We start from the raw sequence: 7,732 nt of genomic DNA, 5'->3' as shown, positions 1-7,732 counted from the left end.
TACAATATGGGTGAACCCTACGATTAGGAGTGAGAGACATGCTCGATGAAACGAATGCCTTGCAAGTACGGATTGAGCCTTGGGCGGAAGCGGATCTTGATCTGCTGTATCGCTTGAATATACCGGAGATGCTGGAGCACCTCGGAGGCCCGGAGACGGAGGAACAGCTTCTCGCACGCCACAAGCGGTATGTTGAGATCGCGCGGAAGGGGACCGGCCGCATGTTCGGCATCGTTCTGCTGCCAAGTCTCGAAGCGGTCGGCAATATCGGGTACTGGGAGCGAAGCTGGCAAGGAGAGATCGTGTACGAGACCGGATGGGGCGTTCTGCCGGCATACCAAGGCAAAGGCATAGCGACCATGGCAGCCGCGGCCGCTATAGCCAGCGCCAGGGCCGAGCGCAAGCACAAGTACATGCACGCGTTCCCGTCCGTCGATAACCCTGCATCCAACGCGATCTGTCGGAAGCTGGGCTTCCAGTTCGTCGCTGAATGCAGCTTCGAATACCCGCCGGGGAGCACCATGCGATGCAACGACTGGCGCTTGGACCTTGGCGAGAGTAATTCCTTAAATGGGGAGGATTCAAAAAGTGGAAGCGTTGATTGAGGAATACGGCCGCGGATATGAGCTGCTGCGGGAAGCCGTCAAAGGATTGATGGAAAAGGAGCTTCGTTTCAAGCCGGCGCCGGACAAATGGAGCATTCATGAAATTCTCATTCATCTTGCAGATTCCGAGCTGGTCTCGACACAGAGGCTGAAAAAAGTGTTGGCGCAGGACGAGCCGCTTCTCATGTCGTGGGAACAGGACGTATGGGTGAAAAACCTCGGGTATGAGAAGCAGGACCGCGAGCAGCATCTGCTGCTGTTTCAAATGCTGCGTGCCCATATGCAGCCTGTGCTGGTCCATCTGACAGCCGATCAAAGCGAGCGGGTGGGGGTGTATGAAGACGGGGCGAGGCTCACCTTTCGTCAAATGTTGGAATACCGCGTCAAGCATGTTCGTATACACCTTGCGCAGATCGAGGGGGTGAAGGAGGCGTACCGGCAGAGCCGGGTATAAGCTTTTTGGAGGCCATCCCAACCGCTGGGCATGGCCTCATGCTATTGTTTTCGCCAGATTATCCTTCCAGCACATCCGCGTCCAATTCGCCTGCAATCTCCATCATTTTGGGGATCACCGCTTCATTGGAGCCGGATACGTAAATATCCCCCTGATAATGACGGAAGGGGATCTTGCTATCGCCGCAGCTCCACATGAAAAAATCCCCCTCGATGGACATGGTGGTAGCCCCTGTCACCGTAAACACCGAGGAATAGGCAAAGTCGGGTTTGGCCGAAAAATACCGTTTGCACTCTTCCAAAGAGATGCCTTGCCCCGAAGTTCCATTTTCTTTAAATTCTCTTGTAATCCGATAACGTTTGCTCATGGAAATCCTCCTGTTTCGTTCAATTGTTATTTATACTAACACAAGCGTCGTATTCAAATATTTATTTCCGATGATGATGTCGTTGACTCGTTGGATCGTAGTCTCGGTTCTGGGAACATCGGCGGTTCTAAGGAGCAGCAGCCACCGGAGACAAGCAATCGCTTCAAACCTCCGGATTTTTTCCGTATCGAATTCGCTGCCCGATAAATAGGCATTACGGAATGCAGAGGCCAGCATTTCTCCGTTGTAGATATGGATTAAAAAGCTCGACCAAGCCAAATCGTACCTGGCGTCCCCTAGTTGCGCATTCGTCCAGTCGATGATGGTGTACTTTCCTTGGTTGTCCAGGATGTTGCCCAAGTTAAAGTCGCCGTGAATCAGCTTGTTTTGTTTCAGCTCGGAGATTTTAACCAACGGAAGCAGCTCGGCCCGGATGTCTTGATGCTCTTCAATTCCCGGATAGAAATAAGGAATGAAGTCGTATGTTTTAAGGAGTGCCGGCTCCAGCTCCCGGACCGATAATTGATGCAGTCCCAGCAGCAAGTCGGCGAAATCTTTTGCGTGTTGGGTCGTGATTGTTGAAGGCGGGCAGCCGTCGTAGCTCGTTAACAATACTTTATGCCGGGAAGGGGTGTATCCCCATCCATGAGACGTTGAGACGGAAATACCTCTGTGCCGAAGTGCGGCCAGCAGGCCATGTTGAAAATGCACATCCGGATTCGAAGTTTTGTTCCATATTTTAAGCACAGCGCAGTCCGTACGGGAACAAAATTTCATCACGTCGGCTTCCAGTCCGGCCGGAATGGAGCTAACGGTTAGTTCTTGGCCCAGCAATTCGTCAACGAAGCTCGTTTTCTCGACCCAAATAACCTCGTCTAGGCGTTCCACATCTAACCTCCTTTCTCATCCTAAACGCGATGTTCCGGGGATCTCCCGATTAATCCTAAGACTGCCGATTCGAACGGGTACCGGTTCGGGGAACCATTCGGCAGCTCGTCGATTGGTAGCATCCTATTGCAGCCCGAGCTCTTCACAAAGCTCGACCAATTGATGTACGCCATAGAATTGCTGGCGATTGCGCAGATGGATGCTTACCAGCGCATTTTCCGTGACCTTTTTCGCTTGTTCGATGCTATGATGCTCCACGGCCTGAACGATTTCCTTCATATTTTCCAAGAAATAGACGGTCCTGCGCAGCGTGCGGATGAGTAATATTTGCCGTACATGCATCGGCGTAAAAATCCGGTAGCCATTCTCGGGATCGCGTTCCGGCGAGATGAGTCCTTCCTTTTCCCAATGCCGGATCGCCGAATCTTGTACTCCGGTGAAAGCGGCGACTTCGCCTATGCTCATGTGGGTTTTCGGCTTTTTGTTCGCAGCGAGCGGGAGCTCCGGATCTCGCAAAAGCTCCAGCGTCTGGTCGGCAGCGGTCTTTTCGTGATGTAGGCTCGCTTGTTCTTTGTTGACGAGCCAGAAGGCGGTGTCTACATCTCCGCTTTGAACGAGGCGAAGCACTTGGCAGGTGAGCCCGACGCCAAAGGCAGGGAACATCGCGCGCAGGCAGCGAAAGTAAGCCAAATGCACACTGGTATAAAGGCGGTACCCGTTCGGAGCGCGGTCGGGGGCCGGAACGACGCCCCAAGACTCGTAATGCCGCAAAGCGCTCGTGCTAATGTGCAGTTCTCTGGCAATCTCGATCGGCTTATAGTACCGCATCTCCGGTCCTCCTTCAAGAACGAAGCGAAAGTAGATTTCTACTATACCAAAAGCGTCTCGTTTAAGTAAACCTTGAATTAAAAGATTCAAGTTTAAACAAATTGTATGTCTTACATATCCCTGTCTGCAAGGATACAGAGATCCTACCTTCGCAATATGAACGAGCTTTTCTTGGGAGGCTGGGATTTTTCTATTCCAAATAGGTACAGGAATTTCGCCGTCAACCGCGAATCTTAATTGCAGGAAATCATCAACCAGGTGCAGTGGGATGACGTGCTGTATCGGGCCGAAGTTACCTTGCCGGAAATCCGGTAATGGTTTAACGTTAAGTTAACCGCGTTGTTAAAATTTGAAAAATCAGGAACGTTCGTTCTATAATTAAGGCGACAAGCGCAGCAGGACGCGACAAACTGTGCCAGTACAACATAAAGGAGTCGGATACCGAATGAACGAACCGAACTGGAAAGAAGCAGAGGAAAGGCTATACCTGGAGAGTGTTTCCGCCATAAAGCAGTTTTCGGCCGAGCATGCAAACGAAGAAATCTGTTACTTCGCCTTTGATTCCGAGCCGTACTATGGTTACGTGCTCCTATGCTTTGATACAACAGAGAATTCTGTAATGGAGGCGAAACGTTCTGCCGAGAGGGCGCTTAACTTTACTGCTCAATCCATCGAGAAAGGCATGAATTGGCAAATGGCCAATTCATACATGACCAGCGCCAATTTGCTGCCATTTACCAATAATACGGGCGATTTTAAATACCAGGGCTACACGCAAGTCGACTTTGCGGGCTGGCAGGAATTTGCAGACAGCGACGCGTATCCGAAAGGATATTCGGAAGACCAAGATTACTTGGAAGGCAATCTGTCCATTGTTTTCTGGAAAGTGATTGACCGGCTGATCCGTGAGAACCATTTTTCCGTTCTAAAAATGGCCTCTCCGTTTTTCGTAGGTTACGGGTTTCATGACCAGGATCAGGTTCTGCTTAGAATTATCAATTGGGGCGATGAAGAGGGCAAGATGTGACGCCGGAATCAATATTTTTTTAATATAACGCTAAGACCTTCAAGCCCTTGAAGATCAGAGTGTTGAGAAACCCTAGGAGTAGAAAAACTCAGACAAATAGAGGTGGGGTATATCCCGTAAGAGTTTACGTCCGCCTTTGAAATCCGTGAAAATACCGCTAATTGTAATCAAGTTCACGGGTTTCAAGAGCGGCTGGAGGGATATACCCCACCGGCGTATGCAGAGAATTTTCTACGCGAAGCGGGTTTCTCAACAAACGCAAAAGACCTTCAAGTCCTCGAAGGTCTCTTTTGCGTTTGTCCAACTTGCCAATTCAGGACATATGTCCTTTCCCAATCCTTCGATCTATCATTTAATAATGGAAAAATGTATAGTTGGGGAGAGGGAAGACATGCGAGGGAGTTTATTCGCGTTTTTGGGCGGGGGCTTTATTACCCTGCAAGGAGTAGCCAACTCCCGGATTAGTCAAGACATCGGCACATGGCAAGCGGCGACGCTTACCCAGTTCACCGGATTCATTGCGGCGCTGCTGATCCTGATCTTTATGCGCGACGGGAGTTTGCAGGGATTCAAGCAAGTAAAGCCGCTATACTTGACTGGCGGCGCTTTCGGGGCGGTCGTTATTTTCAGCAACGTCACGGCGATACATCAGATCGGCGTTACCTTGACGATCGCCGTTTTGCTGATTGCGCAGCTTGGTCTGACTTTCATCATTGACTGCAACGGATGGTTCGGCGTGGCGAAGCAGAAGATGGGGCTGCCGCAGTTCATCGGGATCGCGATGATGATCGCCGGTGTGGTCATCCTAAAATTTTGATCGCTGCAAGTTGAGGCTGGAGGCCGGAGCATGAAGGAAATTCAAGATCGTGAGCAATTGAATCGTTATTTACGGGCATTTCAGCTCGAATCCGTATTTCACGAGCCGTTGCTGCCGCATTTGTCGCTGTACAGCTTCGAGCAGGGGGATCTCATCTGCACCCAGGGCCAAGCGCCGGAGTATCTGTATGTGCTTGTGAACGGGAAGATCAAGATCTATACCACCTCGTCGGAAGGCAAAACGCTCGTTCTTTCTTTCAAGACGCCGCTTGAGGTGATCGGGGACGTCGAATACGTACGCGGGACGCCCATTCTCAATACGGTCGAAGCCGTATCGTCCGTCTGGACGATCGGCATCCATTACCGCTGGCTGCACAAATACGGAAAAGATCATGCGCCGCTGCTGCAGTTTTTGCTGGAAATCATTACGCAGAAGTTTTACATCAAGTCCAATTCGCTCAGCTTCAATCTGATGCATCCGGTGGAAGTGCGTTTGGCCAGCTATCTATTGTCCGTCACCTCCGACGAATCCGACTCTCGATTGGAAGGGCAGCAAAGCACGGTCAGTCTGTCGGACGCGGCGAATTTCATCGGAACAAGCTACAGACATTTGAACCGGGTCATCCGGCAGTTCTGCATCAAAGATCTCGTTGAGCGTGACAAAGGGGTTATCGTGGTGAAAGACAGGAATGGATTAAGCGCGCTGGCCGGTCATAATATTTACGAGCACAATCGGGGAAAAGGGGGAACGCGATTATGATGGTAGGGCTGTCCTTGTCGCTTATCGCAGGCTCGCTGGTCGGGCTGCAAAATATTTTTAACAGCAAGGTGAACGAGCGCGCGAGCTCTTGGGCTACGACGACACTGGTGTTGGGACTGGGCTTTCTGGCTTCGCTGACACTCGGTCTGATCGTGGAGGGAACGCATTTATTTGCCCCGCATCCGATGCAGACCTGGTACTGGTTTAGCGGCTTGATCGGCGTAGGGGTGGTCACCTGTCTGGTGCAAGGGATAAGGCTGCTTGGTCCTACGTTTGCCGTCTCGATCGTTATGGCGGCGCAGCTCGGGTTTGCTTTATTGTGGGACTCGATGGGATGGCTCGGTCTGGACAAGGTCCCTTTTACGTTCAGCAAGCTGATCGGAGTGCTGGTTATTGTCGGCGGCATCGTTGTGTTTAAATTGGGCGGTAAACGCGGGGCGCCGCAGGAACCGTCCAAGATGCCTGCGGGCCATTCTTGACAAGAAGCTCTCGCGGTGCCTTGCCGGAAACAGACCTTTGCCTGAGGGCGAAGGTCTGTTTTTTTGGGATTGCATGGCCCGCTGTATCAATCCGCCGCTTCCGGCTGCTCTACATGCATTCGAAATAACTGAATGTACAGCGCGATACTGATGCACGCAACCACCAAAATAATACTGAATATTCCCATAGGCGGCACCCAACTGGACAGGAAAACCGTCATCGGCGCCAAAAATCTCGCGATCGTGAACTGCAAGTTATCGGCTCCCATGTACTGTCCTCTGGCATGCTCCGGGGCATAGCGGCTAATAAAGCTCTGGGTGACCGGAGAGCGTACAATTTCACCAAAGGTGAAGATGATCGTAATGAAAAACAAAAACCATATATTGGTGCCCAGTCCGAGAGAGAAGGTGCCTACTCCGGACAACAGCGACGATAGAATGAACACATTGCGCTCTTTCCAGTGGCGGAACCATTTTGTCACAGGAAGCACAAACAGGACAAACATCAGACCGTTTAACCCCAGCACCCATCCAAAAATCTCCGTACTGGACAGCACAAGGGAGCCGTCGTTCCAAGCGAAAAGAGCCTGAGCAGGTACCTCGTTGATCACGTATACCGCCAAGTACAAATCCAATTGCATAATGGGGACCAGGGCAAAGATGCCTGCTAAAATATAAACCAGGAACACTTTATCCCGAAAAATAATGCCATATCCCTTCAACTGCTCCGTGAATACGCGGGTAATCGGAATGGAGCTTTCCGAACTGCTTTTCGCCGACTGCGGCAGCGTTTCATGAACGATGATATACATTGCGATGAAATACAGCAGAAGGACCAAGGCGCAGGTCCATAACAGCTCTTGCCGGTAATGGAAGAAGAAGATGGCACCAAGCGCGGGTCCGAGCACTGCGCCAATGTTATTGGCTGTCACGAACGTTGCGAAGATGTGGCGCCGGTTTTGCGCAGGCACCAGATCGGCCACCATAGCGGAGCTTGCAGGCCTGTAGATGGCTCCGCCCAGCCCAATGCCGATAAACGCGATATAATCCATCCAATGGGACGATGACATAGCAAAAAAGGCAAACATTACCGTCTGAAGCGAAGCGCCCAGCAGCATCACGGGACGCCGTCCTAACCGGTCGGCTAAAGTTCCTCCGAGCAGACTTCCGATGATGCTGAATATAGGAGGGATGGACATCAAAATGCCGGCGATATGGCTGCCTAACGCCGCGCCAAAATAGACGGTGATAAACGGATAGTACATCCAAAACAGCAGGTTAAACAGCCCTTCGCCGATTAACCGGACTTTCAAATTGGGGTTCCATAAACGGATTTGCACTTCAAAACCTTATCCTTTCCACAACGAAACTTGTTAGGTTTCCCGGCCGGGTATACAAACTATAGAACGATATCCAGAAAAAGTATAGACTTATAATTGTGAATGGTTTATACTAATAATAATGAAAATCGAATACGCCAAGCTTTATTTTAACTGCTTCAAAAATCG

Annotated in this window: 10 protein-coding genes; 6 read left to right on the top strand and 4 right to left on the bottom strand. The window is 50.8% G+C overall.

Translation table 11 applies throughout. The features are described 5' to 3' along the window. The first annotated feature begins 38 nt into the window (after positions 1-38). Both ET33_RS01535 and ET33_RS01530 read left to right on the top strand, forming a co-directional pair. Positions 39-605 carry a GNAT family N-acetyltransferase gene (locus tag ET33_RS01535; protein ID WP_036675516.1) on the top strand — a complete coding sequence of 189 codons (567 nt, stop codon included), beginning with the start codon at positions 39-41 and terminating at the stop codon, positions 603-605. Then, the gene (locus tag ET33_RS01530) at positions 589-1,059 is read left to right on the top strand and encodes a DinB family protein (protein WP_036675514.1); all 471 of its coding nucleotides are present in this window, start codon (positions 589-591) and stop codon (positions 1,057-1,059) included. The genes ET33_RS01535 and ET33_RS01530 overlap by 17 nt, the downstream gene beginning before the upstream one ends. 58 nt (positions 1,060-1,117) lie before the next feature. Here ET33_RS01530 and ET33_RS01525 read toward each other — a convergent pair whose 3' ends face one another. The 3 genes from ET33_RS01525 to ET33_RS01515 all read right to left on the bottom strand — a co-directional run bounded on the left by ET33_RS01525 (position 1,118) and on the right by ET33_RS01515 (position 3,142). After that, positions 1,118-1,426, bottom strand: a complete 309-nt coding sequence (locus ET33_RS01525) for a hypothetical protein (protein ID WP_036675511.1) — start codon at positions 1,424-1,426, stop codon at positions 1,118-1,120. 30 nt (positions 1,427-1,456) lie between these two features. After that, complete coding sequence (locus tag ET33_RS01520; RefSeq protein ID WP_036675509.1) at positions 1,457-2,314, bottom strand: phosphotransferase enzyme family protein; 858 nt, start codon at positions 2,312-2,314, stop codon at positions 1,457-1,459. A 123-nt stretch (positions 2,315-2,437) separates the two neighbouring features. After that, a complete protein-coding gene (locus ET33_RS01515; RefSeq protein WP_036675506.1) occupies positions 2,438-3,142 on the bottom strand; it encodes a MerR family transcriptional regulator in 705 nt (234 codons plus the stop codon). Between the two features lie 445 nt (positions 3,143-3,587). Between ET33_RS01515 and ET33_RS01510 the strand changes: the two genes are divergently transcribed. The 4 genes from ET33_RS01510 to ET33_RS01495 all read left to right on the top strand — a co-directional run bounded on the left by ET33_RS01510 (position 3,588) and on the right by ET33_RS01495 (position 6,224). Continuing rightward, complete coding sequence (locus tag ET33_RS01510) at positions 3,588-4,169, top strand: hypothetical protein (protein ID WP_036675504.1); 582 nt, start codon at positions 3,588-3,590, stop codon at positions 4,167-4,169. Between the two features lie 391 nt (positions 4,170-4,560). Further along, complete coding sequence (locus ET33_RS01505; RefSeq protein WP_010494709.1) at positions 4,561-4,986, top strand: DMT family transporter; 426 nt, start codon at positions 4,561-4,563, stop codon at positions 4,984-4,986. Between the two features lie 30 nt (positions 4,987-5,016). Further along, positions 5,017-5,745: a Crp/Fnr family transcriptional regulator gene (locus tag ET33_RS01500; protein ID WP_036675502.1), complete on the top strand. Its 729-nt coding sequence runs from the start codon at positions 5,017-5,019 to the stop codon at positions 5,743-5,745. Further along, positions 5,742-6,224: a DMT family transporter gene (locus ET33_RS01495; protein ID WP_036675499.1), complete on the top strand. Its 483-nt coding sequence runs from the start codon at positions 5,742-5,744 to the stop codon at positions 6,222-6,224. The genes ET33_RS01500 and ET33_RS01495 overlap by 4 nt, the downstream gene beginning before the upstream one ends. 86 nt (positions 6,225-6,310) lie before the next feature. Here ET33_RS01495 and ET33_RS01490 read toward each other — a convergent pair whose 3' ends face one another. After that, the gene (locus tag ET33_RS01490; RefSeq protein WP_036675497.1) at positions 6,311-7,564 is read right to left on the bottom strand and encodes an MDR family MFS transporter; all 1,254 of its coding nucleotides are present in this window, start codon (positions 7,562-7,564) and stop codon (positions 6,311-6,313) included. Positions 7,565-7,732 lie beyond the last annotated feature (168 nt).

This window comes from Paenibacillus tyrphae, from assembly GCF_000722545.1.
Taxonomy (GTDB): domain Bacteria; phylum Bacillota; class Bacilli; order Paenibacillales; family NBRC-103111; genus Paenibacillus_G; species Paenibacillus_G tyrfis.
This window is presented reverse-complemented; position numbering and strand designations above follow the sequence as displayed.

Bases quoted from the DNA above. Each gene is read 5' to 3' on its own strand.
- ET33_RS01515 (WP_036675506.1), bottom strand. From the start codon at position 3,142: ATGCGGTACTATAAGCCGATCGAGATTGCCAGAGAACTGCACATTAGC.
- ET33_RS01535 (WP_036675516.1), top strand. From the start codon at position 39: ATGCTCGATGAAACGAATGCCTTGCAAGTACGGATTGAGCCTTGGGCG.
- ET33_RS01495 (WP_036675499.1), top strand. From the start codon at position 5,742: ATGATGGTAGGGCTGTCCTTGTCGCTTATCGCAGGCTCGCTGGTCGGG.
- ET33_RS01525 (WP_036675511.1), bottom strand. From the start codon at position 1,426: ATGAGCAAACGTTATCGGATTACAAGAGAATTTAAAGAAAATGGAACT.
- ET33_RS01505 (WP_010494709.1), top strand. From the start codon at position 4,561: ATGCGAGGGAGTTTATTCGCGTTTTTGGGCGGGGGCTTTATTACCCTG.
- ET33_RS01500 (WP_036675502.1), top strand. From the start codon at position 5,017: ATGAAGGAAATTCAAGATCGTGAGCAATTGAATCGTTATTTACGGGCA.
- ET33_RS01510 (WP_036675504.1), top strand. From the start codon at position 3,588: ATGAACGAACCGAACTGGAAAGAAGCAGAGGAAAGGCTATACCTGGAG.